A 26794-nucleotide genomic window follows, 5' to 3' on the forward strand; every position below is an offset into this window, starting at 1 on the left:
CTTGTGATCGCCCTCTCCCTCGCCGAGATCGCTGAAGTCGTCGGCGGGCAGACGCACGACATACCGGATCCGTCCGTCCAGGTCACCTCAGAGGTCGTCCGGGACTCCCGCGAGGCGGGCCCCGGCAGCCTCTTCGCCGCCTTCGTGGGCGAACGCGTGGACGGCCACGACTTCGCCGCACAGGTCGTCGGACAGGGCGCGGTCGCCGTTCTGGCGTCCCGCCCCGTCGGCGTGCCCGCGATCGTCGTGGACGACGTCCAGACCGCCCTGGGCGCCCTCGCCCGCCATGTCGTACGACGGCTCGGCGCAACCCTCGTGGCTCTCACCGGCTCGGCCGGCAAGACCAGCACCAAGGACCTCATCGCCCAGGTGCTGCGCACCAAGGCACCGACCGTCTTCACGCCCGGCTCGTTCAACAACGAGATCGGGCTGCCGCTGACCGCCCTGTCCGCCACCGAGGAGACGAAGTTCCTGGTGCTGGAGATGGGCGCCCGCGGCATCGGCCACATCCGCTACCTGACGGATCTGACGCCCCCGAGGATCGGCCTGGTCCTCAACGTCGGCACCGCCCATATCGGCGAGTTCGGCGGCCGTGAGCAGATCGCCCAGGCGAAGGGCGAGTTGGTGGAGGCCCTGCCCCCGGCCGAGGACGGCGGCACCGCGATCCTCAACGCGGACGACCCCCTGGTGCGGGCCATGGCATCCCGTACCAAGGCGAAGGTGGTCCTTTTCGGAGAGTCGGCCGAAGCGGACGTACGCGCCGAGAACGTACGACTCACGGACACGGGACAGCCCGCGTTCAGCCTTCACACACCCTCCGGTGCAAGCGATGTGACCATGCGCCTGTACGGTGAGCACCACGTGTCGAACGCGCTCGCCGCGGCCGCCGTCGCCCATGAGCTGGGCATGTCCGCGGAAGAGATCGCCACCGCGCTCTCCGAGGCTGGCTCCCTCTCCCGCTGGCGTATGGAGGTCACCGAGCGCCCGGACGGCGTGACCATCGTCAACGACGCCTACAACGCCAACCCCGAGTCCATGCGAGCCGCCCTGCGCGCGCTCGCGGCCATGGGCACAGCCGCACAGGCAAAGGGGGGACGCACGTGGGCGGTGCTCGGCAAGATGGCCGAGCTCGGGGACGAGGCGCTCGCCGAGCACGACGCGGTCGGACGGCTCGCCGTCCGGCTCAATGTCGGCAAGCTCGTCGCGGTCGGGGGACTGGAAGCCTCCTGGCTGCAACTGGGCGCATATAACGAGGGTTCGTGGGGTGAGGAGTCGGTGCACGTGTCCGACGCACAGGCGGCGGTCGACCTGTTGCGCAGCGAGTTGCGCCCGGGGGACGTCGTCCTCGTGAAGGCATCACGGTCGGTGGGCCTGGAGAGCGTTGCCCAGGCGCTCCTCCAGAGCGGTGCCGAGGGTGTTGATGCCCGATGATGAAGCAGATCCTCTTCTCGGGCGTCATCGGTCTCTTCCTGACCCTGGTCGGCACCCCGCTGCTGATCAAGCTCCTCGCCCGCAAGGGCTACGGCCAGTACATCCGTGACGACGGCCCGCGCGAGCACGCCAGCAAGCGCGGTACGCCGACGATGGGCGGTATCGCCTTCATCCTGTCGACGGTCGCCGCCTACTTCCTGTCCAAGGTGATCACCGGCTACGCCCCGACCTACTCGGGCCTGCTGGTGCTCGGCCTGATGTGCGGGATGGGCCTGGTCGGCTTCCTGGACGACTACATCAAGATCGTCAAGCGGCGTTCGCTGGGTCTGCGGGCCAAGGCGAAGATGGCCGGCCAGCTGATCGTCGGCATCTCCTTCGCGGTGCTCTCGCTGCAGTTCCCGGATGCCATCGGCAACACCCCGGCGTCCACCAAGCTGTCCTTCATCACGGACTTCGGCTGGACCATCGGCCCGGTGCTGTTCGTGGTCTGGGCGCTGTTCATGATCCTCGCGATGTCCAACGGCGTGAACCTGACGGACGGTCTGGACGGGCTCGCCACCGGCGCCTCCGTGCTCGTCTTCGGCGCCTACACGTTCATCGGCGTCTGGCAGTTCCAGGAGTCCTGCGCCAACGCGATGACCCTGACCAACCCCAACGCCTGCTACACGGTCCGCGATCCGCTGGACCTCGCGGTCATCGCCTCCGCGCTGATGGGTTCCTGCCTGGGCTTCCTGTGGTGGAACACCTCGCCGGCCAAGATCTTCATGGGCGACACCGGTTCGCTCGCGCTCGGCGGTGTCCTCACGGGCCTCGCGATCCTGTCCCGCACGGAACTCCTCGTCGCCCTCATGGGCGGCCTGTTCGTCCTCATCACCATGTCGGTCGTCATCCAGGTCGGCTCCTTCCGGCTCACCGGCAGGCGCGTCTTCCGGATGGCGCCACTCCAGCACCACTTCGAACTCAAGGGCTGGTCCGAAGTCCTGGTGGTGGTCCGCTTCTGGATCATCCAAGGCATCTGTGTGATTGTCGGACTTGGGCTCTTCTACGCAGGATGGGCAGCGCAAAAGTGACCGACTGGCAGGGCAGGCACGTCACCGTCGCCGGGCTCGGCGTCTCCGGTGTCCCGGCGGCCAAGGTGCTGCACGCGCGCGGGGCGATCGTCACGGTCGTCAACGACGGCGACGACGCACGCGCGCGTGCCCAGGCCGCGGAGCTGGAGGCGCTCGGCATCACCGTGCGCCTCGGTGACGGTGCGACCCTGCCGGAGGGCACAGAGCTGATCGTCACCGCGCCCGGCTGGAAGCCGGACAAGCCGCTGTTCCAGGCGGCACGTGAAGCCGGTGTCGACATCTGGGGCGACGTGGAGCTCGCCTGGCGGCTGCGGGGCCAGGACGGTAAGAAGGCGGCGCCCTGGCTGGCCGTCACGGGCACCAACGGCAAGACCACCACCGTCCAGATGCTGGCGTCGATCCTGAAGGCCGCCGGCCTGCGCACGGCCGCCGTCGGCAACATCGGCGTCTCGCTGCTCGACGCGGTCCTCGGCGACGAGGAGTACGACGTCCTGGCCGTCGAGCTGTCGAGTTATCAGCTGCACTGGGCGCCCTCCCTGCGCGCCCACTCCGCGGTCGTGCTCAACCTCGCCCCCGACCACCTCGACTGGCACGGCTCCATGGAGGCGTACGCCGCCGACAAGGGCCGTATCTACGAGGGCAACCGGGTCGCCTGCGTCTACAACGTCGCCGACAAGCTCACCGAGGAGCTGGTGCGGCAGGCCGACGTCGAGGAGGGCTGCCGGGCCATCGGCTTCACCCTCGGCACCCCGGGGCCGTCCCAACTCGGTGTCGTGGACGGCATCCTGGTCGACCGCGCCTTCGTCGAGAACCGGCAGCAGAACGCCCAGGAGCTGGCCGAGGTCTCCGACGTCAACCCGCCCGCCCCGCACAACATCGCCAATGCCCTTGCCGCGGCGGCCCTCGCGCGCGCCTTCGGGGTGCCCGCCACGGCCGTACGGGACGGGCTGCGGAACTTCACCCCGGACGCCCACCGCATCGCGCACGTGGCCGACGTGGACGGCGTCGCGTACGTCGACGACTCCAAGGCGACCAACACGCACGCGGCGGAAGCCTCTTTGGCGTCATATGAGCCGATCGTATGGATTGCGGGCGGTCTGGCGAAGGGGGCGACCTTCGACGAACTGGTCGCCAAGTCGGCAAAGCGACTTCGCGGCGTGGTGCTGATCGGTGCCGATCGCGCCCTCATCCGGGACGCCCTGGCGCGACACGCGCCGGAAGTACCCGTCGTCGACCTCGACCGGACCGACACTGGGGCGATGCTCGCGGCGGTCCAGGAGGCGCGGCGACTCGCTGTCGCCGGAGACACGGTGCTGCTTGCCCCCGCCTGTGCCTCCATGGACATGTTCGCCAACTACAACAAGCGCGGTGACGCGTTCGCTCAGGCTGTTCGCGAACTCGGCGCCTGACCCGGCCGCCTGCCGGGCGACCTTGGGAGGGACGCGTGGGACGGTCGACGTTCAGCGGAGGCGTTGATGCCAGGTAGCCGCACCGGCCGACCGCCCGTACAGCGAGCAGTCCGCAGGCCCGCCGCCGCCCGTACGCAGCTGGACAATCCGCTGCGGCGACTCCACACGCGCCTGCTCCGGGCCTGGGACCGGCCGCTGACCGCGTACTACCTGATCCTCGGTGGCAGTCTGCTGATCATCGTGCTGGGCCTGGTGATGGTCTACTCGGCCTCCCAGATCACCGCGCTGCAGATGTCGCTGCCGGGTTCGTTCTTCTTCCGCAAACAGTTCCTGGCCGCCTGTATCGGGGGCGTGCTGCTGTTCGTGGCGTCCCGCATGCCGGTGAAACTGCACCGGGCGCTCGCCTATCCGATCCTCGCCGGTGCCGTCTTCCTGATGGCCCTGGTGCAGATCCCCGGGATAGGGATGTCGGTCAACGGCAACCAGAACTGGATCTCCCTCGGCGGCTCCTTCCAGATCCAGCCCAGCGAGTTCGGCAAGCTCGCCCTGGTGCTGTGGGGCGCCGACCTGATGGCGCGCAAACAGGAGAAGCGGCTGCTGACCCAGTGGAAGCACATGCTGGTGCCGCTGGTCCCGGTCAGCTTCCTGCTGCTCGGGCTGATCATGCTCGGCGGCGACATGGGTACGGCGATCATCCTGACCGCGATCCTCTTCGGCCTGCTGTGGCTGGCGGGGGCGCCGACCCGGCTGTTCGCCGGGGTGCTGTCGATCGCCGGCCTGCTCGGTGTGATCCTCATCAAGACCAGCCCCAACCGGATGGCCCGGCTCGCCTGCATCGGCGCCACCGAGCCCAAGACCGGCGTCGCCGACTGCTGGCAGGCGGTTCATGGCATTTACGCCCTGGCCTCCGGCGGACTCTTCGGCTCCGGACTCGGTGCGAGTGTGGAAAAATGGGGCCAACTGCCCGAAGCCCATACCGACTTCATCTTCGCCGTCACCGGTGAGGAACTGGGCCTGGCGGGGACGCTGTCGGTACTGGCCCTCTTCGCGGCTCTAGGCTATGCGGGTATCCGCGTGGCCGGACGCACGGAGGACCCCTTCGTGAGGTACGCCGCGGGAGGCGTGACCACCTGGATCACCGCCCAGGCAGTGATCAACATCGGTGCGGTGCTCGGCCTGCTGCCGATCGCCGGAGTCCCCCTCCCGCTGTTCTCCTACGGAGGCTCCGCCCTGCTGCCGACCATGTTCGCCATCGGGTTGCTGATCGCCTTCGCGCGCGACGAGCCCGCTGCGCGGGCGGCGCTTGCGGCGCGGCAACCTCGCTTTGGTAGAAAGCGGGGGGCTGGGAGTCCTCGGGGCCCTCGGAGATGGAACACGATGCGACGGCGCGCCCCGGTGGCGCGCTCGTCCGGAGAGCGGTGAATTTCGGTGCATGTCGTACTCGCTGGTGGGGGGACCGCCGGCCACATCGAGCCCGCGCTCGCCCTCGCGGACGCCCTGCGCAGGCAGGACCCCACCGTGGGGATCACGGCCCTGGGCACGGAGCGCGGCCTGGAGACCAAGCTGGTACCCGAGCGCGGCTACGAGCTCGCCCTGATCCCGGCGGTGCCGCTGCCCCGCAAGCCCACCCCTGAACTGATCACCGTCCCGGGCCGGCTGCGGGGCACCATCAAGGCGGCCGAGCAGATCCTGGAGCGCACCAAGGCGGACTGCGTCGTCGGCTTCGGCGGCTACGTCGCCCTGCCCGGCTACCTCGCCGCCAAGCGCCTCGGCGTGCCGATCGTGATCCACGAGGCCAACGCGCGCCCCGGCCTCGCCAACAAGATCGGCTCCCGGTACGCCGCCCGGGTCGCGGTCTCCACCCCGGACAGCAAGCTGCGCGACGCCCGCTACATCGGCATCCCGCTGCGCCGCTCCATCTCCGTCCTGGACCGTGCAGCCGCCCGCCCCGAGGCCCGGCACCGCTTCGGCCTCGACCCCAACCTGCCCACGTTGCTGGTCTCCGGTGGTTCCCAGGGCGCCCGCCGTCTCAACGAGGTCATCCAGCAGGTCGCCCCCTGGCTCCAGCAGGCCGGCATCCAGATCCTGCACGCGGTCGGCCCGAAGAACGAACTGCCGCAGGTGCACCAGATGCCGGGGATGCCCCCGTACATCCCGGTAAGTTACCTGGACCGGATGGATCTCGCGTACGCCGCGGCCGACATGATGCTCTGCCGTGCGGGCGCGATGACCGTCGCCGAACTCTCCGCCGTCGGGCTCCCGGCCGCCTATGTCCCGCTGCCCATCGGCAACGGCGAACAGCGGCTGAACGCCCAGCCGGTGGTCAAGGCCGGCGGCGGTCTGCTGGTCGACGACGCGGAACTCACCCCGGAGTGGGTGCAGCAGAACGTCCTGCCCGTGCTCGCCGACCCGCACCGGCTGTACGAGATGTCCCGCGCGGCAAGTGAGTTCGGCCGCCGGGACGCCGACGACCTGCTCGTCGGGATGGTGTACGAGGCGATCGCCTCCAGCCGTTAGGCCGTATGACGAAAGGCAAGTGAGCAGCGTGGCCGGACCGACCACCGCCGAGCGCGGTGAACGCCAGCAGGAGTCGTCCGGCCCGCCGCCCGCCCGGCGCTGGCGGAACCGCCGCTTTCGTACGATCGTCATTCTGGTTCTGGTCGTTGTCCTCCTGGGCTCCGGCTCCGTCTGGCTGCTCTACGGCTCCCCGTGGCTGCGCCTTCGGCATGTCTCCGTCTCCGGTACGGCCGTTCTGACGCCGGAGGAGGTGCTGGAGGCGGCCGACGTCCCCGTCGGCGCGCCGCTGATTTCCGTCGACACCGACGGCATCGAGGCCCGACTGCGCCGGAAACTGCCCCGAATTGACGAGATTGACGTCGTCCGTTCCTGGCCCCATGGAATCGGGCTGAAAGTGACCGAGCGCACTCCGGTTCTGCTCATCGAAAAGGGCGGAAAGTTCACCGAAGTGGACAAGGAAGGCGTCCGTTTCGCGACGGTTTCGCAGGCGCCGAAAGGTGCTCCGTCGCTGGAATTGAGTCTGTCCCGGTCGGGTTCGGCCACCGCGAGCCTGCGCCGTTTCGGCACCGACCGGCTGGTGCGGGAAGCCGTGGATGTCGCGGGTGACATTCCGGCCGCCGTCCGCCGGGACACCCGAACCCTCAAGGTCCGCTCCTACGACGACATCACGCTGGACTTGGGCGGCGGCCGCACTGTCGAGTGGGGCAGTGCCGAGAACGGCGCCGCCAAGGCGCGAACGCTCACCGCTCTCATGAAAGCCGCTTCCGGTGCGCGGCACTTCGACGTGAGTGTTCCCACCGCCCCTGCGTCATCGGCTAGTTGACGCACATCTGCGCAGGCCAGCACCCTGGTTGGGCACCGCTACGGCTGATCACATAGGGTGAAAAGAAAAACGGGAGGTTCGGCGTGTTCGTTGAACGCGCGCCACTTGTCGACTTAGTGTCCTGTTCAGAAGACTCCAGGGAACAGACACACTGGTAACCCTAAACTTCAACGTTAGGGTTCGGGTCGGCGCTACGGACCGTCCCAATCGGCATCTGCCGTCCCACGCGGGCATCGCATGGCGACGGCAACGTAATTCGAGGCGAGAGGCCTTCGACGTGGCAGCACCGCAGAACTACCTCGCAGTCATCAAGGTCATCGGTGTCGGCGGCGGTGGTGTCAATGCCATCAACCGGATGATCGAGGTCGGTCTCAAGGGCGTCGAGTTCATCGCCATCAACACCGACGCACAGGCGCTGTTGATGAGCGACGCCGACGTCAAGCTCGACGTCGGCCGTGAACTCACCCGTGGACTCGGCGCCGGCGCCAACCCGGCCGTCGGCCGCAAGGCCGCCGAGGACCACCGCGAGGAGATCGAGGAGGTCCTCAAGGGGGCCGACATGGTCTTCGTGACGGCCGGTGAAGGCGGCGGCACCGGCACCGGCGGCGCCCCCGTCGTGGCCAACATCGCCCGCTCGCTGGGCGCCCTCACCATCGGCGTGGTCACCCGTCCCTTCACCTTCGAGGGCCGGCGCCGCGCCAACCAGGCCGAGGACGGCATCGCGGAACTCCGCGAAGAGGTCGACACCCTCATCGTCATCCCCAACGACCGGCTGCTCTCCATCTCCGACCGCCAGGTCTCGGTCCTCGACGCGTTCAAGTCGGCCGACCAGGTCCTGCTCTCCGGTGTCCAGGGCATCACCGACCTCATCACCACCCCCGGCCTGATCAACCTCGACTTCGCCGACGTCAAGTCCGTCATGTCCGAGGCAGGTTCGGCCCTCATGGGCATCGGCTCGGCCCGCGGCGACGACCGCGCGGTGGCGGCCGCGGAGATGGCGATCTCCTCGCCGCTCCTGGAGGCCTCCATCGACGGCGCCAGGGGCGTCCTGCTCTCCATCTCCGGCGGCTCCGACCTCGGCCTGTTCGAGATCAACGAGGCCGCCCAGCTGGTCAGCGAGGCCGCCCACCCCGAGGCCAACATCATCTTCGGCGCGGTCATCGACGACGCCCTCGGCGACGAGGTCCGCGTCACGGTCATCGCGGCCGGCTTCGACGGGGGCCAGCCCCCGGCCCGCCGGGACACCGTACTGGGCTCGTCCTCGTCCTCGGCCCGCCGCGAGGAGCCCGCTCCGGCCCGGCAGCCCGAGTCCCGCCCGTCCTTCGGCTCGCTCGGCAGCGTGACCCCGAAGGAGGAGCCGGAGCCGGCCCCCGAGCCGGTGGCCGACATCCCGGTCGCCCCGCCGGTTCCGCCGTCGCGTTCCTACACGGACAGCGCGGCCGAGGAACTGGACGTACCGGACTTCCTCAAGTGATCCTTCAGTCGTGATAGGACAGCGCGAAACCGTGAGCGGCGCGCACTTCGCTTTCACCGACAGGTGGGGCGGGGTGAGCGCCGCTCCGTACGAGCAGCTCAACCTGGGCGGAGCGGTGGGCGACGACCCCGACGTGGTGCGGACCAATCGGGAACTCGCCGCCAAGTCGCTCGGCCTGGACCCCGGCCGGGTGGTCTGGATGAACCAGGTGCACGGCAATCTCGTCGCCGAGGTCGAGGGGCCCTGGACCACCCGGCAGACTCCGCCGGTCGACGGACTGGTGACCGCGACCCGGGGGCTCGCCCTCGCCGTGCTGACCGCCGACTGCGTGCCGGTCCTGCTGGCCGACCCGGTGGCCCAGGTGGTCGCCGCCGCCCATGCCGGACGGCCGGGCATGGTGAAGGGGATCGTGCCGGCCGCGATCGACGCCATGGAGTCGCTCGGCGCCGACCCGGCCCGGATCGTCGCCCGCACCGGGCCGGCCGTCTGCGGACGGTGCTACGAGGTGCCGGAGGCGATGCGCGCCGAAGTGGCCGAGGTCGAGCCGACGGCGCACGCCGAGACCAGCTGGGGCACTCCGGCGGTCGACGTGAGCGCCGGTGTGCACGCGCAGCTCGCACGCGCCGGGGTGCTCGACCGGGCGCAGTCGCCGGTGTGCACGCTGGAGTCGGGCGATCACTTCTCGTACCGTCGCGACCGCACCACCGGGCGGCTCGCGGGCTATGTGTGGCTGGACTGATGGGACATGACGGACCGTAAGACCGAACTCGCCGGAAATCTGGCGAAAGTGGAAGAGCGCATCGCCGCCGCCTGTGCGGCGGCCGGGCGCAAGCGGGAGGAGGTGACCCTGATCGTGGTCACCAAGACCTACCCGGCGAGCGATGTGCGGATCCTGTCGGGACTCGGCGTGCGGCATGTCGCCGAGAACCGGGACCAGGACGCCGCCCCCAAAGCCGCTGAATGCGCCGATCTGCCCCTTGCTTGGCACTTTGTTGGCCAGTTGCAGACCAACAAAGTGCGATCCGTGGTGGGTTACGCGGATATCGTCCAGTCCGTCGATCGTTCCAAGCTCGTCGGGGCGCTGTCCAGGGAAGCGGTGCGGGCCGGGCGCGAGGTGGGGTGTCTGCTCCAGGTCGCGCTCGACGCCGGTGCGAGCGGAAGGGGTGAGCGCGGCGGTGTGGCGCCGGGCGGAATCGAAGAGTTGGCCGACCTCGTCGCCGCGGCGCCGGGGCTGCGGCTCGGCGGCCTGATGACCGTCGCGCCGCTCACCGGGGAGTACGCGGGGCGCCAACAAGCGGCGTTCGAGCGGTTGATGGATTTGTCGACCCGCCTGCGCCGAGCCCATCCGGCTGCGAACATGGTCTCCGCAGGGATGAGTGCGGACCTTGAGGAAGCCGTGGCCGCCGGGGCGACACATGTGCGCGTCGGCACTGCGGTACTCGGCGTCCGCCCCAGGCTCGGGTAACGTCGCCAAGAAGTCGGACCACAGCAGAAAATATGGTCAATGCGGCCCAATACGGGCACAACGGCCACGTGGATCGCGGGACTTGGCAGTCGTCACCGATCCACCACAGAGCGGAGGACTCAGAGCATGGCCGGCGCGATGCGCAAGATGGCGGTCTACCTCGGCCTCGTGGAGGACGATGGGTACGACGGCCGCGGATTCGACCCCGACGACGACTTCGAGCCCGAACTGGACCCGGAGCCCGAACGGGACCACCGACGGCATGAGCCGTCGCACCAGTCCCACAGCGCACACCAGTCCCAAAGGGACGATTCGGTACGAGTGGTACAGCCGCCGGCGCCGCGCGAACCGGTGTCGCATGCCGCTTCGCTAGCCGCGGAATCGGGACGCCCAGCGCGTATCGCCCCCGTGGCGTCCATCACACAAGAACGCGCAAGCCTGGAGAAGAACGCACCGGTGATCATGCCCAAGGTCGTGTCGGAACGAGAGCCTTACCGGATCACCACGCTTCACCCTCGGACCTACAACGAGGCCCGTACCATCGGGGAACACTTCCGTGAGGGCACCCCGGTGATCATGAATCTGACTGAGATGGATGACACAGACGCGAAGCGACTTGTCGACTTTGCGGCTGGTTTGGTGTTTGGTCTTCACGGCAGCATCGAGCGGGTGACGCAGAAGGTGTTCCTGTTGTCGCCTGCTAACGTCGATGTCACGGCGGAGGACAAGGCCCGTATCGCAGAGGGCGGGTTCTTCAACCAGAGCTGAGACGCGACACCGGTACAAGGCACGGGACAGGGGAGAGGGAAGCACGGATCATGAGCGTGTTCCTGGATGTGATTCGCATCGCGCTGATGTGCTTCCTCATCGTGCTGCTTTTCCGGTTGGTCATGGACTATGTGTTCCAGTTCGCCCGCTCATGGCAACCCGGCAAGGCGATGGTGGTGGTACTTGAGGCCACCTACACTGTCACCGATCCACCGCTCAAGCTTCTGCGGCGGGTCATCCCGCCGCTGCGTCTCGGGGGCGTGGCGCTCGACCTGTCCTTCTTCGTACTGATGATCATCGTTTACATCCTGATCGCGATCGTTGGTCGGCTGTGATGAGCGATGTGACCTACCGTCTTGCCGATGCCGACGACTACGTTGAGGTGAAGAGATGCCGTTGACCCCCGAGGACGTGCGGAACAAGCAGTTCACGACCGTCCGCCTCCGAGAAGGCTATGACGAGGACGAGGTCGATGCCTTCCTCGATGAGGTCGAAGCCGAACTGACGCGCCTGCTGCGCGAGAACGAGGACCTGCGCGCCAAGCTCGCCGCGGCCACGCGCGCGGCTGCCCAGAACCAGCAGAACATGCGCAAGCCTCCGGAGCCGCAGGACCAGCAGGGCGGCATGCAGCAGGGCGGTATGCAGCAAGGCGGCATGCCTCAGCAGGGTGGTATGCCGCAGCAAGGTGGCATGCCTCAGCAGGGCATGCGAGGCCCCGGCGCTCCGGTGCCCGCCGGCATATCGGGCCCGCCGCAGCAGCAGATGGGTGGCCCCATGGGTGGCCCCCCGCAGCTGCCGAGCGGCGCCCCGCAGCTGCCGGCCGGTCCCAGTGGCCAGGGCGGTCCGCAGGGTCCTGGTCCGATGGGTCAGGGTCCGATGGGCCAGGGCGGTCCGATGGGTCAGGGCCCCATGGGCCAGGGCGGTCCGATGGGTCAGGGTCCGATGGGCCAGGGTGGCCCGATGGGTCAGGGCCCCATGGGTCAGGGTCCGATGGGCCAGGGCATGGGCCAGGGCCCGATGGGCGGCCAGCCCCCCATGCAGCAGCAGATGGGTGGCCCGATGGGCGGCCCCATGGGCGGTCCGATGGGCGGCCCCGGTCAGGGCCCCGGTGGCGACAGCGCCGCTCGAGTCCTCTCGCTGGCCCAGCAGACCGCCGACCAGGCGATCGCCGAGGCCCGCTCCGAGGCCAACAAGATCGTCGGCGAGGCCCGCAGCCGCGCCGAGGGTCTGGAGCGTGACGCCCGTGCCAAGGCGGACGCGCTGGAGCGGGACGCGCAGGAGAAGCACCGCGTCGCCATGGGCTCCCTGGAGTCCGCGCGCGCCACGCTGGAGCGCAAGGTCGAGGACCTGCGCGGCTTCGAGCGCGAGTACCGCACGCGTCTGAAGTCGTACCTGGAGTCGCAGCTGCGTCAGCTGGAGACCCAGGCCGACGACTCCCTGGCGCCGCCGCGCACCCCGGCCACGGCCTCCCTCCCGCCGTCCCCGGCGCCCTCCATGGCCCCGGCCGGCGCGAGCGCCCCGTCCTACGGCGGCAACCAGCCCATGGGCGGTCCGTCCCCGGCTCCGCCGTCCTACGGCGGCCAGCAGCAGATGACGCCGGCGATGACCCAGCCGATGGCACCGGTACGCCCGCAGGGCCCCTCTCCGATGGGCCAGGCGCCGTCCCCGATGCGCGGCTTCCTCATCGACGAGGACGACAACTGACGGCGGGCGCGTAGCGCGCCACAGTCGTCGGCAGAGCACCACAGGGCGGGCCCCGGATTTCGATCCGGGGCCCGCCCTGTTTATGCGTGTTGCGCGCCCCTGCTCCAGCGGCCCGGCACACCGCACACGGCGGCCGGCCCGGCCCTCGGGCAAGGGGGAGGAGCCGGTCTTGAGGGGGCACGGGAACCGCACGGCGCCTGGTCCGGCCTTCGGGCAGGGGAGGGGCCGGTCTTGGAGGGGCGCGGGGAACCGCGCACGCTCACGGCGCCGGCATGTGCCTGAAGGGGCGCGGGGAACCGCGCACAGCACCTGCTCCGACCCGCACCTATGAGAGGGGCCCGATCCCCACCGCGGAGACCGGGCCCTTCTCAAACAGGCGGGACGCTTAAGCCTTGCGCAGGCGGAACGTCAGAGACAGCCCCTCGTCCACGAACGGCTCGCCGTAACCGTCGTCCCCCTCGCCCTGCGCGAAGTCCGTCGCCAGCACCTCGTCGGCGATCAGCGGAGCATGCTCCGCCAGCGCCGCGATCACCGCCGGGTCGGTCGACACCCACCGCAGCGCGATCCGGTCGGCCACGTCCAGGCCGCTGTTCTTGCGGGCCTCCTGGATCAGCCGGATCGCGTCCCGGGCGAGCCCCGCCTGGCGCAGCTCCTCGGTGATCTCCAGGTCGAGCGCGACGGTCGCACCGGAGTCCGACGCCACCGACCAGCCCTCACGCGGCGTCTCCGTGATGATCACCTCGTCCGGTGCCAGCGTCACGTTCTCGCCGTCGACCTCCACCGACGCCGTGCCCTCGCGCAGCGCCAGCGACAGCGCGGCCGCGTCCGCCGCGGCGACCGCCTTCGCCACGTCCTGCACCCGCTTGCCGAACCGCTTGCCCAGCGCCCGGAAGTTGGCCTTGGCCGTGGTGTCCACCAGCGAGCCGCCCACCTCGGACAGCGACGCCAGCGACGAGACGTTCAGCTCGTCGGTGATCTGCGTGTGCAACTCCGGGTCGAGCGCGTCGAAGCCCACGGCCGCGACCAGCGCCCGGGACAGCGGCTGCCGCGTCTTGACCCCCGACTCCGCGCGCGTGGCCCGGCCGAGCTCCACGAGCCGTCGTACCAGAACCATCTGACGGGACAGCTCCGGGTCGATCGCGGAGAGGTCCGCCTCCGGCCAGGCCGCCAGGTGCACCGACTCCGGGGCGCCCGGGGCGACCGGCACGACGAGGTCTTGCCAGACCCGCTCGGTGATGAACGGCGTCAGCGGGGCCATCAGCTTGGTGACGGTCTCCACCACCTCGTGCAGGGTGCGCAGCGCGGCCTTGTCGCCCTGCCAGAAGCGGCGGCGCGAGCGGCGGACGTACCAGTTGGACAGGTCGTCGACGAACGCGGACAGCAGCTTGCCGGCGCGCTGGGTGTCGTACGCCTCCAGCGCCTGGGTCACCTGGTCGGTGAGCGCGTGCAGTTCGGAGAGCAGCCACCGGTCGAGCAGCGGGCGGTCGGCCGGGGCCGGGTCCGCCGCGCTCGGCGCCCAGTTCGACGTACGGGCGTACAGCGCCTGGAAGGCGACCGTGTTCCAGTAGGTGAGGAGGGTCTTGCGCACGACCTCCTGGATGGTGCCGTGGCCGACCCGGCGGGCCGCCCACGGGGAGCCGCCGGCCGCCATGAACCAGCGCACCGCGTCCGCGCCGTGCTGGTCCATCAACGGGATCGGCTGCAGGATGTTGCCCAGGTGCTTGGACATCTTGCGGCCGTCCTCGGCGAGGATGTGGCCCAGGCAGACCACGTTCTCGTACGACGACTTGTCGAAGACCAGCGTGCCGACCGCCATGAGGGTGTAGAACCACCCTCGCGTCTGGTCGATGGCCTCGGAGATGAACTGGGCCGGGTAGCGGCTCTCGAACAGCTCCTTGTTCTTGTACGGGTAGCCCCACTGAGCGAACGGCATCGAACCCGAGTCGTACCAGGCGTCGATGACCTCCGGCACGCGCGTGGCCGTCTTCTGGCACTGCGGGCAGGCGAAGGTGACCTCGTCGATGAACGGGCGGTGCGGGTCCAGGGCCGACTGGTCGGTGCCGGTCAGCCCGGTCAGCTCCGCGCGGGAGCCGACGACGGTGAGGTGGTCGTCCTCGCAGCGCCAGATCGGCAGCGGGGTGCCCCAGTAGCGGTTGCGGGACAGCGCCCAGTCGATGTTGTTGTTCAGCCAGTCCCCGTAACGGCCGTGCTTGACGGTCTCCGGGAACCAGTTCGTCTTCTCGTTCTCCTGAAGGAGCCGGTCCTTGATCTCCGTGGTGCGGATGTACCAGGACGGCTGCGCGTAGTAGAGCAGCGCGGTGTGGCAGCGCCAGCAGTGCGGGTAGCTGTGCTCGTACGGCAGGTGCTTGAGGAGGAGGCCGCGCTGCGACAGGTCCTCGGTGAGGCGTTCGTCGGCCTTCTTGAAGAAGACGCCGCCGACCAGCGGGACGTCCTCCTCGAAGGTGCCGTCCGGGCGGACCGGGTTCACCACCGGCAGGCCGTAGGCGCGGCAGACCTTGAGGTCTTCCTCACCGAAGGCGGGGGACTGGTGGACCAGACCCGTGCCGTCCTCGGTCGTGACGTATTCCGCGTTCACGACGTAATGCGCCGGTTCCGGGAACTCAACCAGCTCGAACGGACGTTGATAGGTCCAGCGCTCCATCTCGGCGCCGGTGAAGGTCTGGCCCGTGGTCTCCCAGCCCTCGCCGAGCGCCTTGGCGACCAGCGGTTCGGCGACGACGAGCCGCTCCTCGCCGTTGGTCGCGACGACGTAGGTGACGTCGGGGCGCGCGGCGACCGCCGTGTTGGACACCAGGGTCCACGGGGTCGTCGTCCACACCAGGAGCGCGGCCTGGCCGGCGAGCGGACCGGAGGTGAGCGGGAAACGGACGTACACGGAGGGGTCGACGACCGTCTCGTAGCCCTGCGCCAGCTCGTGGTCGGACAGACCGGTGCCGCAGCGCGGGCACCAGGGGGCGACGCGGTGGTCCTGGACCAGCAGACCCTTGTCGAAGATCTCCTTGAGCGACCACCAGACCGACTCGATGTACTCGGGGTCCATGGTCACGTACGCGTCGTCCAGGTCGACCCAGTACCCCATGCGGGTGGTCAGCTCGGTGAACGCGTCGGTGTGGCGGAGCACGGACTCCCGGCACCTGGCGTTGAACTCGGCGATGCCGTACTTCTCGATGTCCGGCTTGCCGCTGAAGCCCAGCTCCTTCTCGACCGCGAGCTCCACGGGCAGGCCGTGGCAGTCCCAGCCGGCCTTGCGGGCCACGTGGTAGCCGCGCATGGTGCGGAAGCGGGGGAAGACGTCCTTGAAGACGCGCGCCTCGATGTGGTGGGCGCCGGGCATGCCGTTGGCGGTGGGCGGGCCCTCGTAGAACACCCACTCGGGGCGGCCCTCGGACTGCTCCAGGGTCTTGGCGAAGATCTTCTGCTCGCGCCAGAAGTCGAGCACGGCGTGCTCGAGGGCGGGCAGGTCGACCTGTGCGGGCACCTGGCGGTACGTCGGCGCTGTCATCTGCGAGCTTCCTCCAACGGACTTGCTGCCTTCCGTCGGAGGGACGAGAGCCTTGTCCTGCCTACGCCGTGTGCGGCGCGCTCCCGCGGTACCACCCTCCTTGGCTCCCCGGGCGCCGTACGCGCCGGTGAGCCCCCTCATTGGGGTCGCGAAACCGGTTCTACTCGCCCCCGCTTCTCAGCTGCGGCTTTCTTCCGGCGGCTCCGGGGTGATCTTCACGTCGCGCCGGCCCCCGGGCTCCCACCGTCCCCGGGTCGCTCTGGGCTGCGTACGCCGCTACTCGTCCCCATCCACGCTTCTCGCTCCGCCCAGTGTACGGCGCCGCACGGACAGCGGCCGACCCGTTTTCCCGGGACGGGCGGCGCCGGGCCGTCCACCTGCCGAGATGACCCGAATGGCGCGGTACGCGTGTTCGCATCCTGGGATGTCCGGCTCGGCGGATTACCGCGCGGGGAGTTGGGCACAACGGATGCATACCTGCTGCGTGGGGGGTGCGGGGCAGGCGGACCGGGCGGCGTGCCCCGTTGCCGCGGGACTCAAGTCGATTTATCGTCCCAGCAGGATTCGCGTGCAAGATCACAATATGTGAAGGGGCCGCGGCCATGGTGGCGAAGAAGACCGCCGTACAGCAGTCGGCGTCCGGCCGATCCAGTGGCGCGGCTGCCTCCGGCGGTGACACCAAGGGGGGCGGCGGAAAGCGGGGCATGCGCGCGGGGGAGACAGCCGTGGCGGACAAAACGGCTGGTGGGAAGGGTTCCGCCGCGGAAACGGTTGCACACAGGACGCCGGTGAAGAAGGCGGACGGCAAGAGAGCGGACGGCAAGAGAGCCGCCGAGACCAGGACGGCGGAGAAGAAGGCGACCGCGGCTCCCAAGGGCGTCGCGGGGAAGTCGGAGAAGAGCGCGTCCAAGGCCGCGGCGACGAAGACCGCGGCGGCGAAGAGCACGGCCAAGAAGAGCACGGCCAAGAAAGCGGGCGCGGCGCGGGCCGCGAAGCAGACGGGAGCCACGACGGTGGTTGCGAAGAAGACCCCTGGCACGGCCACTGCGGCGGACACCGCCGTCCCCAAGGCGCGGGTCGCCACGGCGGCTCCGGGTGAACTCGCGGTGCGCCCCGGCGAGGACCCGTGGACGCCGGAGGAGGTCGAGGAGGCGCGCACCGAGCTGATGACCGAGGCGCTGCGGCTGCGCACCGAGCTCGACGCCTCCGGCAGCGCCCTGGCCGGCCTGATGCGGGACTCCGGGGACGGCGCGGGTGACGACCAGGCCGACACCGGCACCAAGAACATCACGCGCGAGCACGAGCTGGCGCTGGCCGCCAACGCGCGCGAGATGCTGGAACAGACCGAGCGGGCCCTGGAGAAGCTCGACGCGGGCACCTACGGACTCTGCGAGAACTGCGGGAACCCCATCGGCAAGGCCCGGATGCAGGCCTTCCCGAGGGCGACCCTGTGCGTCGAGTGCAAGCAGAAACAGGAACGCCGCTACTGAGCATCGGGGTCGCGTGGGGCGTGCCGTAGTCTCGTCCCGAGCAGGCACCTAGGTTGAGGGACTCACGTGGCAGAGGCGGAGCGCATCATCGGTACGCCGGACACTCCGGACGACGGCGGTGAGGAGACGGCGGCACCCGGCGTGTCCGGCGCGGAGCAGCAGCGGACCGGGGACGAACGGCGGCCCGGACGCGGACGCCGGATCGCCGTGCTGTTCGCGGTGGCGGCCTTCGCGTACGCCCTCGACCTGGTCAGCAAGACGATCGTGGTCGCGAAGCTGGAGCACCACGCGCCGATCGAGGTCATCGGCGACTGGCTGGAGTTCCACGCGATCCGCAACCCGGGCGCGGCCTTCGGGTTCGGCGGCGCCTTCACGATCATCTTCACGGTGATCGCGGCGGCCGTGATCGTCGTGATCTTCCGCCTGGCCCGCAAGCTCTACAGCTTCCCCTGGGCGGTCGCGCTCGGCCTGCTGCTGGGCGGCGCGCTCGGCAACCTCACGGACCGGATCTTCCGCTCGCCGGGGATCTTCGAGGGCCAGGTCGTCGACTTCATCGCGCCCAAGGGCTTCGCGGTGTTCAATCTGGCCGACTCGGCGATCGTCTGCGGCGGCATCCTGATCGTCCTGCTCTCCTTCCGCGGCCTGGACCCGGACGGCACCGTCCACAAGGACTGACCGCGGCCGGAGCCGGGCCGGAGCGCGGGCCGGACGGGCTCGCGTACGGCACTGTCGGTACAGTCCGGCATACTCGACGGGTGAGCACCGTTCCCGAGATCCGAACCCTGCCCGTGCCCGACGGCCTGGAGGGCGAGCGCGTCGACGCCGCCATCTCCCGCATGTTCGGCTTCTCCCGCACCAAGGCGGCCGAGCTGGCGGCGGCGGGCAAGGTCCAGGTCGACGGCGCGGTGGTCGGCAAGTCCGAGCGGGTGAGCGGCGGATCCTGGCTGGAGGTCGAGATGCCGGGGGCGCCCGCGCCCGTGCAGATCGTCGCGGAGCCCGTCGAGGGCATGGAGATCGTGTACGACGACGATGACGTGGTCGTGATCGTCAAGCCGGTCGGCGTGGCCGCGCACCCCAGCCCCGGCTGGACCGGCACGACCGTCATCGGCGGCCTCGCGGCCGCCGGCTACCGCATCTCCACCTCCGGCGCCGCCGAGCGCCAGGGCATCGTGCACCGCCTCGACGTCGGCACCTCCGGCCTGATGGTGGTGGCCAAGTCGGAGCGCGCCTACACCTCGCTCAAGCGCCAGTTCAAGGAGCGCACGGTCGACAAGCGCTACCACACGCTCGTGCAGGGCCACCCGGACCCGACCAGCGGCACCATCGACGCCCCCATCGGCCGCCACCCCCAGCACGACTACAAGTGGGCGGTCACGGCCGACGGCAAGCCCTCCGTGACCCACTACGACCTCGTCGAGGCGTTCCGCGCGGCCTCCCTGCTGGACGTGAAGCTGGAGACCGGCCGTACCCACCAGATCCGCGTCCACATGGCCGCCCACCGCCACCCCTGCGTCGGCGACCTCACCTACGGCGCCGACCCGACGCTCGCCAAGCGGCTGCACCTGACCCGGCAGTGGCTGCACGCGGTCCGGCTCGGTTTCGAGCACCCCGGCAGCGGTGACTGGGTCGAGTTCGAGAGCGACTACCCGGCCGACCTGAGCACGGCGCTGGACCAGGTCCGCGAGGAGACATACGGATGAGCACGCGCGCGTACCGGGTGCGGGTCGCCGAGGACCCCGCCGACCTGGAGGCGTGCTTCGCCGTACGCAAGCAGGTCTTCGTCGTCGAACAGGGCGTCCCCGAGGACCTGGAGTACGACGAGTACGACGCCACGGCTCTGCATGTGCTCGCGATCCGCGAGGACGGCGTACCGCTGGGCACCGGCCGGCTGCTGTACGGCGAGACGGCCGCCGAGAAGACCGACGGCGATCCGTCCCTCGGCTCCCTGGGCCGGCTCGCGGTCTCCCAGGAGGCCCGCGGCCTCGGCATCGGCGTGGCCCTGGTGCGCGCGATCGAGGACGCCGCACGCGCGCGTGGCCTCAGGGCGGTGGACCTGCACGCGCAGACGCACGCGCTGGGCTTCTACGAGCGGCTGGGCTACGAGCCCTACGGCCCGGAGTACGAGGAGGCGGGCATCGCGCACCGGGGGATGCGGCGCGCCCTGTAGCGCGGCCCATGCCGGAAGACCGCATGGCAGGCTTGAGGCCCGCTGTGTGATCGTCGACTCCCGGAGCGCTGGCCGTGGATCAGTTGGCCCTGTTGTTCGTGCTGCTGCTCGGGGCTCTGGTGAGCGTCCCGGTGGGGGACCGGCTGGGGCTGCCGGCGCCCGTGCTGATGACCCTGTTCGGGATCGTCCTCGCGGTGGCCGACTTCGTGCCGAACGTGAACATCCCGCCCGAGCTGATCCTGCCCGGCCTGCTGCCGCCGCTGCTCTACGCCGCCGTCCGGCGGACCTCCTGGCGCCAGTTCACGGCCAACAAGCGGCCGATCTTCCTGCTCGCGGTGGCCCTGGTGTTCGTCACCACGGTGTGCGTGGCCGTCGTCGCCAGCGCGATCGTGCCCGGGCTGCCGATCGCCGCCGCCGTCGCGCTGGGCGCGCTGGTCGCCCCGCCCGACCCGGTCGCCGCGACCGCCGTCGCCGGGCAGCTCGGGCTGCCGCGCCGGCTGGTGTCCATCCTGGAGGGCGAGGGCCTCTTCAACGACGTCACGGCCATCGTCCTGTACCACGTGGCGATCGCCGCCGTGGTCAGCGGCACGTTCTCGCCCTGGCGGGCCGGGCTGGACTTCCTGCTCTCCGCCGTGGTCGCGGTCGCGGTGGGGCTGGTGCTCGGCTGGGGCGCGAACAAGCTGATGGACGTGCTCGGCGACGCGACCCTCCAGATCGGCCTGACCCTGCTCGTCCCGTACGTCTCCTACGTCCTCGCCGAGGAACTGCACGGCTCCGGGGTGCTCGCCGTGCTCACCACCGCGCTGTTCATCGCCGAGTACGCCACCGACGCCGACGACGTGATGACCCGGCTCGCCGGATACACCTTCTGGGACATCGTCGACACGCTGGTCACCGGAGTCGCGTTCGGGCTGATCGGCCTGGAGCTGCACAACGCGATCCGTACGGCGTCCGGCCGCTGGGGCGAACTGCTCGGCTGGGCGGCCGCGATCGTGGGTGTGGTCGTCGTGGTCCGGCTGATGTGGCTGCTGCCGGCGACCTGGCTGACCAAGCGGCTGCACGCCCGGCGGGACTACGACGAGGAGATCCCGACCAGCTGGCGGGAGACCGTCGTGATGTGGTGGTCCGGGATGCGCGGGGTGGCGTCGGTGGCGCTGGCCCTGGCCGTTCCGCTGAAGACCGACGACGGATCCGCCTTCCCGGACCGGGACGAGATCGTCTTCATCGCCTTCGGCGTGATCATGGCGACGCTGGTGCTCCAGGGGCTGACCCTGCCGTGGCTGGTGAAGCGGCTGGGCGTGCGGGCCGACACCGATCAGGAGAAGGAGTTCGAGAAGGAACTGGCGGTACGGGCGGCGAAGGCGGCACGGCGGCGGCTGAAGGAGATCGAGCAGGTCGAGGACCTGCCGGAGGAGGTGACGGAGCAGATGCTGCGGCGGGCCTTCGAGATCGGGTTCCGGATCAGCCCCGAGGTGGTGGAGGACGAGCGGCGGGAGGGGCACGACAAGCGGGCGAAGCGGTTGAAGCGGCTGCGGCGGATCCAGCAGGAGATGCTCAGCGCGGCCCGGCACGAGGTGCTGGCGGCGCGGAGCGAGCCGGGGGCGGATCCGGAGATCGTGGACCGGGTGCTGCGGCACCTCGATGTGCGCAGCCTGCGCTGAGTCCGCTCTCTCCGATGCCGCCGACGTGTTGCGATAGTCATACGAACGTATGGCTGCTGTGGATAAGCGGAAGCGGGGTCGGCGGTGCGCTCGTAGTCTCGGATCATGGCTCGGAACATTGTGATCAGTGGTGGTGGGACGGGGATCGGGCTCGCCACGGCGCGGGTGTTCGCCGCGGATGGGGATCGGGTGCTGCTGCTCGGGCGGCGCAGGGAGGTGCTGGAGAAGGCAGGGGTGCCGGGTGCGGTGGTGTATGCCGCCGATCTGACGGAACCGGCGGACGTGCGCGCGGTCGCGCGGTTCGTCGCCGACGAGTTCGGAACCGTGGACGTGCTCGTGCACAGCGCCGGAGGGAACGCGGCGTTCGCGCCCGACGCGCAGGCCGGCGATCCGCTCGACGCCGTCGCCCGTACCTGGACGGGCAACTTCGCGCAGAACACGCTGACCGCCGTCCTGCTCACGGAGGCGCTGAAGGACCGGCTCGCCGACCCCGGCGGGCGGGTGCTGTTCCTCAGCTCCATCGCCGCGTACCGGGGCTCGGGGACCGGTTCCTACGCCGCCGCCAAGGCGGCCCTGCATCCGTACGCCCACGATCTGGCCCGGGAGTTGGGGCCGCGCGGGGTCACCGTGAACGTGGTCGCGCCCGGGTACGTCGAGGACACCGAGTTCTTCGGCGGCCCGGTCGAGGAGGCGCGGCGGGAGCGGCTCGTCGCCGAGACGTCGACCGGGCGGGCCGGCATACCGGGTGACGTCGCCGCCACCCTGCACTGGCTGGCGTCCCCTGCCGCCGGGCATGTCACCTCGCAGATCGTCCAGGTCAACGGCGGCGCCGAGCGCGGTCACTGACGGGAGAGGGAGCGGTCAGCCGCCGCGGCCGGTGCGGGGCGGCTCGTGCAGACGCCGGGCCGTCGCCGCCCCGTCCTGGGAGGGGATGATCCCGCCCGGCGGCGGGACCGCGTCGGCCGTGTTGACCCGGGGCATGGCGTAGGGATGCTCGGCGGTCAGCCAGGTGATCATCTGCTCGCGGACGGTCACCCGGACCTTCCAGACATCGTCCGAGTCCTTGGCGGTCACCAGCGCCCGCACCTGGATGGTGTTCGGCGTGGAGTCGGTGACGACCAGGCTGTAGTCCCGCCCGTCCCAGGCGGGGCACTCGCGCAGGATGTCCCGGAGCTTCTCGCGCATCGACTCGATCGGCGCCGAGTGGTCGAGATGCCAGTAGACGACCCCGGTCATCTGCGGGGTGCCCCGGGACCAGTTCTCGAAGGGTTTGGAGGTGAAGTACGACACCGGCATGGTGATCCGCCGCTCGTCCCAGGTCCGTACCGTCAGAAAGGTCAGGGTGATCTCCTCGACCGTGCCCCACTCGCCGTCGACCACGACGGTGTCGCCGAGGCGCACCATGTCGCCGAAGGCGATCTGCAGACCCGCGAACATGTTCGCCAGCGTGGACTGGGCGGCCACACCGGCGACGATGCCGAGGACTCCGGCGGAGGCCAGCAGGGAGGCGCCGGCCGCGCGCATCGCCGGGAAGGTCAGCAGCATCGCCGCCGCGGCCATCACGCCGACTATCGCCGTGACCACCCGCATGATCAGCGACACCTGGGTGCGTACCCGGCGGACCCGGGCCGCGTCGGTGTGGCCGCGGGCGTAGCGGTTGTACGAGGTGTCGACGACGGCCGCCGCGATCCGCACCACCAGCCAGGCGGCCGACCCGATCAGCACCAGGGTCAGCATCTGACCGACGGCGACCCGGTGGCCCAGGAGCAGCTCGGCCTTGTCGTAGGAGCCTCTGAGCAGGGCCGCGCACAGCACCAGCTGGTAGGGGATGCGGGCCCGGCGCAGCAGCCCCCACAGGGGTGTCTCGCTGTGCCGTGCGTCTGCCTTGCGCAGCAGCAGGTCGGTCGCCCAGCCGATCAGCAGGGTGAGGACGACGGCGCCGCCGACCACGATCAGCGGGCGGAGTACGTTCTCCATGTCCATGGGTCGGAACGTAACCAGATCGGTGGGGTCCTGAACATGCTGACCGGTGTCGAGGACGTCACAAGTGCTGTCGGTACCGGCTGGCACCATGGGCGCATGAACATCATGCTCTTTCACTCGACCTATGGCCTCAGGCCCGCGGTGCGCGAGGCCGCGGACCGGCTGCGCGCCGCGGGGCACGAGGTATGGACGCCGGACCTCTTCGAGGGGCGTACGTTCGACACGGTCGAGGAGGGTATGGAGTTCAACGAGTCGATCGGCAAGGACGAGCTGCTGAAGCGGGCCGTGCTGGCGGCGGCGCCTTACTCGGAGCGCGGGCTGGTGTACGCGGGGTTCTCGCTGGGCGCCTCGATCGCGCAGACGCTGGCGCTGGGCGACGAGCGGGCGCGTGGGCTGCTGCTCCTGCACGGTACGTCGGACATCGCGCCGACCGCCTCGGTGGACGAGCTGCCGGTGCAGCTGCACGTGGCCGAGCCGGACGCCTTCGAGACGGACGACTGGCTGAGCGCCTGGTATCTGCAGATGGGCCGGGCCGGTGCCGATGTGGAGATCTACCGGTACGCGGGCGCCGGGCACCTCTACACCGACCCCGGGCTGCCCGACTACGACGAGGAGGCCGCCGAGGCCACCTGGCGGGTGGCGCTCGGCTTCCTCGACACGCTGTAGGTGACGGCTACACCGGGTCGTAGGTGCGCTCGACCTTCTGGGTGCCGCTGCGGGTGCGGTACGAACGCTCCCAGGACGAGGTCGCGTCGGCCTTCGTCTTGTCGGAGAGGACGTAGTAGTCCATCTGCGCCCGGGCGGTGGTGATGTCCAGGATGCCGTAGCCGTGCCGGTCGGTGTCCACCCAGTGCACATGGCGGTTGGCCAGCTGGATGATCGGCGCGGCGACGGTGGAGACGGCGCCCGGGGAGACCTTGAGGAGGTCGTCCAGGTTGTCGGAGGTCACCGAGGTGACCACGAACTCGGTGGCCGCGGAGGCGGAGAGCGGGTAGGTCCCGGCGTCCACCGGCACGTCGTTGGCCCAGGCCATGTGGATGTCGCCGGTCAGGAACACCGTGTTGCCGATCGCGTTGGAGCGCAGGTGGGCCAGCAGCTCGCGGCGGTCGTCGGTGTAGCCGTCCCACTGGTCGGTGTTGAGGGCGAGGCCGTCCTGCGGCAGCCCGAGCAGCTTGGCGAGCGGCTTGAGCAGGTCGGCGGAGAGCGAGCCGATGGCGAACGGCGAGATCATCACCGAGTTGCCGACCAGCCGCCAGGTGGTGTCGGAGGCCTTCAGCCCGGCCTTCAGCCAGTCGAGCTGGGCGCGGCCGGTGATGGTGCGGTCCGGGTCGTCGACCGAGCCACTGCCCGTGGAGACCTGCTGCGAGCGGAAGGAGCGCAGGTCGAGCAGGGAGAGGTCGGCGAGCTTGCCGAAACGCAGCCGGCGGTAGGTGGTGCCGGCGATGGCCGGGCGGACCGGCATCCACTCGAAGTAGGCCTGCTTGGCCGCGGCCTGACGGGCCGTCCAGGTGCCTTCGGTGCCCTCGGTGTGGTTCTCGGCACCGCCGGACCAGGAGTCGTTGGCGAACTCGTGGTCGTCCCAGATCGCGATGACCGGCGCCTTGGCGTGCAGGGCCTGCAGGTCGGTGTCGGTCTTGTACTTGCCGTGCCGGGTGCGGTAGTCGGCGAGGGTGATGATCTCGTGGGCCGGCGCGTGCGGGCGGACCACGGTGTCCCGGGTGCCGTACTCGCCGGTGCCGTACTCGTAGATGTAGTCGCCGAGGTGCAGCCAGGCGTCGAGGTCGCCCCGGGCGGCGAGGTGGCGGTAGGAGGCGAAGTAGCCGGCCTCCCAGTTGGCGCAGGAGACCACGCCGAAGCGCAGGCCGGAGACGGCGGCGTCGGCCGCCGGGGCGGTGCGGGTGCGCGCCACCGCGGAGTCCGTGCCGCCGGCCGAGAAGCGGAACCAGTAGTCGGTGGCCGGGGAGAGGCCGCGAATGTCGGCCTTGACGGTGTGGTCGGAGGCGGCGGTCGCGGTGGTGGAGCCGCGGGAGACGACGTTGGTCAGCGCCTTGTCGGTGGCGACGATCCAGCTGACCTCGGTGTCGGCGCCGACTCCGGAGCCGGGGGTCGCGTCGGGGCTCGGCGTCACCCGGGTCCACAGCAGGACGCCGTCGGGCAGCGGGTCGCCGGAGGCGATGCCGTGCAGGAAGGCGGGGGCGTCCGAGGCGGCCCGGGCCGGCAGCGCGGCGGCGAGCGGGGCGGCGACGACGGCAATGCCAGCGGTCGCCGCCGCGGCCTTCACGACCGTACGGCGGCGCGGGGAGAGGGAATTGGCGCCCTCGGAGGCCTGAGTTGATCTGTATCGACTGGTCACGGGCGATCAGGTTACTGACCAGTATGAACAAGAGCAGGCGAACCAGAAAAAGTTCGCCTGCTCTTCACCCGGAGCCGGCGCCGTACCTGTGCACAGCGCCCTGACTACGCCTTGAGGGCCGCGTCCACCACGGAGTTGAAGGCCTCGACCGTCATCGGCGGGTTGCCGTTGGAGTCGGCCGTGAGCATCTTGCCGTTCATGACGAAGCTCGGGGTGCCCGTCACGCCGTCCTTGTTGGTGTCGAAGGTCTTCGACATGGCCAGCGCCCAGGCGTCGTACTTGCCGGACTTCACGGCGTCCTGGAAGGCCTTGTTGTTCTTCAGCGCCGGGACGGTGTTGGCGACCTGGATGAGGTAACTGTCGTTCTTGAACTTGTCGGCCGTCTCCTCGGGGTGCCACTTCGTGGAGTACAGCGCGGTCTTGTACTCCAGGAACGCCTCGGGGCTGACGTTCAGCGCGGCGCCCATGGCGCTCATCGCGTTCTTGGAGCCCTCGCCGCGCGAGCCGATCTGGCCCTTGCCCAGCGAGTCGCCGTCGATGAACGTGCCACCGATGTACTGGATCTTGAACTTGCCGTCGTCGATGTCCTTCTTCACCGTCGAGCCGACGGTCTGCTCGAACTGGGCACAGATCGGGCAGCGCGGGTCCTCGTAGACCTTGAGGGTCTTCTTGGCGGTGGACTTGCCGATCACGACCGTGGTGCCGTCGGTGCCCGTGGTGTTGGCCGGGGCGACCACCTTGGCGGACTTCTCGTCCTCCCAGTAGCCCGGCTTGTTGGCCTGGACCACGGCGTAACCTATGCCGCCCGCCGCGGCCAGCACGGCCACGACCGAGCAGGCCACGATGACCTGGCGCTTGACCTTGGCGCGCTTGGCCTGCTTCTCGCGCTCGACGCGCAGTCGCTCCCGGGCCGCGTTCTTGGCGGACTGGCTGTTCCGCTTGCTCATGTTGGTGAT

The 26794-nt window shown here is 70.0% G+C and carries 23 protein-coding genes; 19 read left to right on the plus strand and 4 right to left on the minus strand.

What is annotated here, in order from left to right:
- Positions 1-3: 3 nt before the first annotated feature.
- From ACZ5K7_RS30275 to ACZ5K7_RS30330, 12 genes are all read left to right on the plus strand, one after another.
- On the plus strand, positions 4-1431 hold the full coding sequence (locus ACZ5K7_RS30275) for a UDP-N-acetylmuramoyl-tripeptide--D-alanyl-D-alanine ligase (RefSeq protein ID WP_351695277.1): 1428 nt from the start codon (positions 4-6) through the stop codon (positions 1429-1431).
- Positions 1428-2501 carry a phospho-N-acetylmuramoyl-pentapeptide-transferase gene (mraY, locus tag ACZ5K7_RS30280; RefSeq protein WP_351695275.1) on the plus strand — a complete coding sequence of 358 codons (1074 nt, stop codon included), beginning with the start codon at positions 1428-1430 and terminating at the stop codon, positions 2499-2501. Before ACZ5K7_RS30275 ends, mraY begins: the two co-directional genes overlap by 4 nt.
- Positions 2483-3910, plus strand: coding sequence for a UDP-N-acetylmuramoyl-L-alanine--D-glutamate ligase (gene murD, locus ACZ5K7_RS30285; protein ID WP_351695273.1), 1428 nt, complete (start codon positions 2483-2485; stop codon positions 3908-3910). Before mraY ends, murD begins: the two co-directional genes overlap by 19 nt.
- A 66-nt stretch (positions 3911-3976) precedes the next feature.
- A complete protein-coding gene (gene ftsW, locus ACZ5K7_RS30290) occupies positions 3977-5332 on the plus strand; it encodes a putative lipid II flippase FtsW (RefSeq protein WP_351695271.1) in 1356 nt (451 codons plus the stop codon).
- A 6-nt stretch (positions 5333-5338) separates the two neighbouring features.
- On the plus strand, positions 5339-6427 hold the full coding sequence (gene murG, locus ACZ5K7_RS30295) for an undecaprenyldiphospho-muramoylpentapeptide beta-N-acetylglucosaminyltransferase (protein ID WP_362567496.1): 1089 nt from the start codon (positions 5339-5341) through the stop codon (positions 6425-6427).
- 28 nt (positions 6428-6455) lie between these two features.
- Positions 6456-7250: a cell division protein FtsQ/DivIB gene (locus ACZ5K7_RS30300; RefSeq protein ID WP_351695456.1), complete on the plus strand. Its 795-nt coding sequence runs from the start codon at positions 6456-6458 to the stop codon at positions 7248-7250.
- Between the two features lie 277 nt (positions 7251-7527).
- Positions 7528-8724: a cell division protein FtsZ gene (gene ftsZ, locus ACZ5K7_RS30305; RefSeq protein ID WP_351695268.1), complete on the plus strand. Its 1197-nt coding sequence runs from the start codon at positions 7528-7530 to the stop codon at positions 8722-8724.
- Positions 8725-8734: 10 nt separating this feature from the next.
- On the plus strand, positions 8735-9463 hold the full coding sequence (gene pgeF, locus ACZ5K7_RS30310; RefSeq protein WP_351695266.1) for a peptidoglycan editing factor PgeF: 729 nt from the start codon (positions 8735-8737) through the stop codon (positions 9461-9463).
- Between the two features lie 6 nt (positions 9464-9469).
- Positions 9470-10189, plus strand: coding sequence for a YggS family pyridoxal phosphate-dependent enzyme (locus ACZ5K7_RS30315; RefSeq protein WP_351695264.1), 720 nt, complete (start codon positions 9470-9472; stop codon positions 10187-10189).
- A 126-nt stretch (positions 10190-10315) separates the two neighbouring features.
- Positions 10316-10957 (plus strand): cell division protein SepF, encoded by a 642-nt coding sequence (locus ACZ5K7_RS30320; RefSeq protein ID WP_351695262.1) that lies wholly within the window; start codon positions 10316-10318, stop codon positions 10955-10957.
- A 50-nt stretch (positions 10958-11007) separates the two neighbouring features.
- On the plus strand, positions 11008-11292 hold the full coding sequence (locus ACZ5K7_RS30325; protein ID WP_351695260.1) for a YggT family protein: 285 nt from the start codon (positions 11008-11010) through the stop codon (positions 11290-11292).
- Positions 11293-11347: 55 nt separating this feature from the next.
- The gene (locus tag ACZ5K7_RS30330; protein WP_351695258.1) at positions 11348-12661 is read left to right on the plus strand and encodes a DivIVA domain-containing protein; all 1314 of its coding nucleotides are present in this window, start codon (positions 11348-11350) and stop codon (positions 12659-12661) included.
- A 385-nt stretch (positions 12662-13046) separates the two neighbouring features.
- Here ACZ5K7_RS30330 and ileS read toward each other — a convergent pair whose 3' ends face one another.
- Positions 13047-16184, minus strand: coding sequence for an isoleucine--tRNA ligase (ileS, locus tag ACZ5K7_RS30335; RefSeq protein ID WP_468918140.1), 3138 nt, complete (start codon positions 16182-16184; stop codon positions 13047-13049).
- Positions 16185-16972: 788 nt separating this feature from the next.
- Here ileS and ACZ5K7_RS30340 point away from each other — a divergent pair.
- The 6 genes from ACZ5K7_RS30340 to ACZ5K7_RS30365 all read left to right on the plus strand — a co-directional run bounded on the left by ACZ5K7_RS30340 (position 16973) and on the right by ACZ5K7_RS30365 (position 22348).
- Positions 16973-17674, plus strand: a complete 702-nt coding sequence (locus ACZ5K7_RS30340) for a TraR/DksA family transcriptional regulator (RefSeq protein ID WP_468918143.1) — start codon at positions 16973-16975, stop codon at positions 17672-17674.
- A gap of 66 nt (positions 17675-17740) precedes the next feature.
- Positions 17741-18349: a signal peptidase II gene (gene lspA, locus ACZ5K7_RS30345; RefSeq protein ID WP_351695252.1), complete on the plus strand. Its 609-nt coding sequence runs from the start codon at positions 17741-17743 to the stop codon at positions 18347-18349.
- Positions 18350-18429: 80 nt separating this feature from the next.
- Positions 18430-19374, plus strand: coding sequence for an RluA family pseudouridine synthase (locus ACZ5K7_RS30350; protein WP_351695250.1), 945 nt, complete (start codon positions 18430-18432; stop codon positions 19372-19374).
- On the plus strand, positions 19371-19841 hold the full coding sequence (locus tag ACZ5K7_RS30355) for a GNAT family N-acetyltransferase (protein WP_351695248.1): 471 nt from the start codon (positions 19371-19373) through the stop codon (positions 19839-19841). The genes ACZ5K7_RS30350 and ACZ5K7_RS30355 overlap by 4 nt, the downstream gene beginning before the upstream one ends.
- 74 nt (positions 19842-19915) lie before the next feature.
- Positions 19916-21502, plus strand: coding sequence for a Na+/H+ antiporter (locus ACZ5K7_RS30360; RefSeq protein ID WP_351695246.1), 1587 nt, complete (start codon positions 19916-19918; stop codon positions 21500-21502).
- A 105-nt stretch (positions 21503-21607) separates the two neighbouring features.
- A complete protein-coding gene (locus tag ACZ5K7_RS30365) occupies positions 21608-22348 on the plus strand; it encodes an SDR family NAD(P)-dependent oxidoreductase (protein WP_351695243.1) in 741 nt (246 codons plus the stop codon).
- A 15-nt stretch (positions 22349-22363) separates the two neighbouring features.
- On the opposite strand, the gene ACZ5K7_RS30370 is transcribed toward ACZ5K7_RS30365, so the two are convergent.
- Positions 22364-23479, minus strand: a complete 1116-nt coding sequence (locus tag ACZ5K7_RS30370) for a mechanosensitive ion channel family protein (protein ID WP_351695454.1) — start codon at positions 23477-23479, stop codon at positions 22364-22366.
- A 102-nt stretch (positions 23480-23581) separates the two neighbouring features.
- Between ACZ5K7_RS30370 and ACZ5K7_RS30375 the strand changes: the two genes are divergently transcribed.
- Positions 23582-24151: a dienelactone hydrolase family protein gene (locus ACZ5K7_RS30375; RefSeq protein WP_351695240.1), complete on the plus strand. Its 570-nt coding sequence runs from the start codon at positions 23582-23584 to the stop codon at positions 24149-24151.
- A 7-nt stretch (positions 24152-24158) separates the two neighbouring features.
- Here ACZ5K7_RS30375 and ACZ5K7_RS30380 read toward each other — a convergent pair whose 3' ends face one another.
- A complete protein-coding gene (locus ACZ5K7_RS30380; RefSeq protein ID WP_468918150.1) occupies positions 24159-25838 on the minus strand; it encodes an alkaline phosphatase D family protein in 1680 nt (559 codons plus the stop codon).
- A 104-nt stretch (positions 25839-25942) separates the two neighbouring features.
- Positions 25943-26785 carry a thioredoxin domain-containing protein gene (locus ACZ5K7_RS30385; protein WP_351695236.1) on the minus strand — a complete coding sequence of 281 codons (843 nt, stop codon included), beginning with the start codon at positions 26783-26785 and terminating at the stop codon, positions 25943-25945.
- Positions 26786-26794: the final 9 nt, after the last annotated feature.

The organism is Streptomyces sp. NPDC031497, assembly GCF_055580905.1.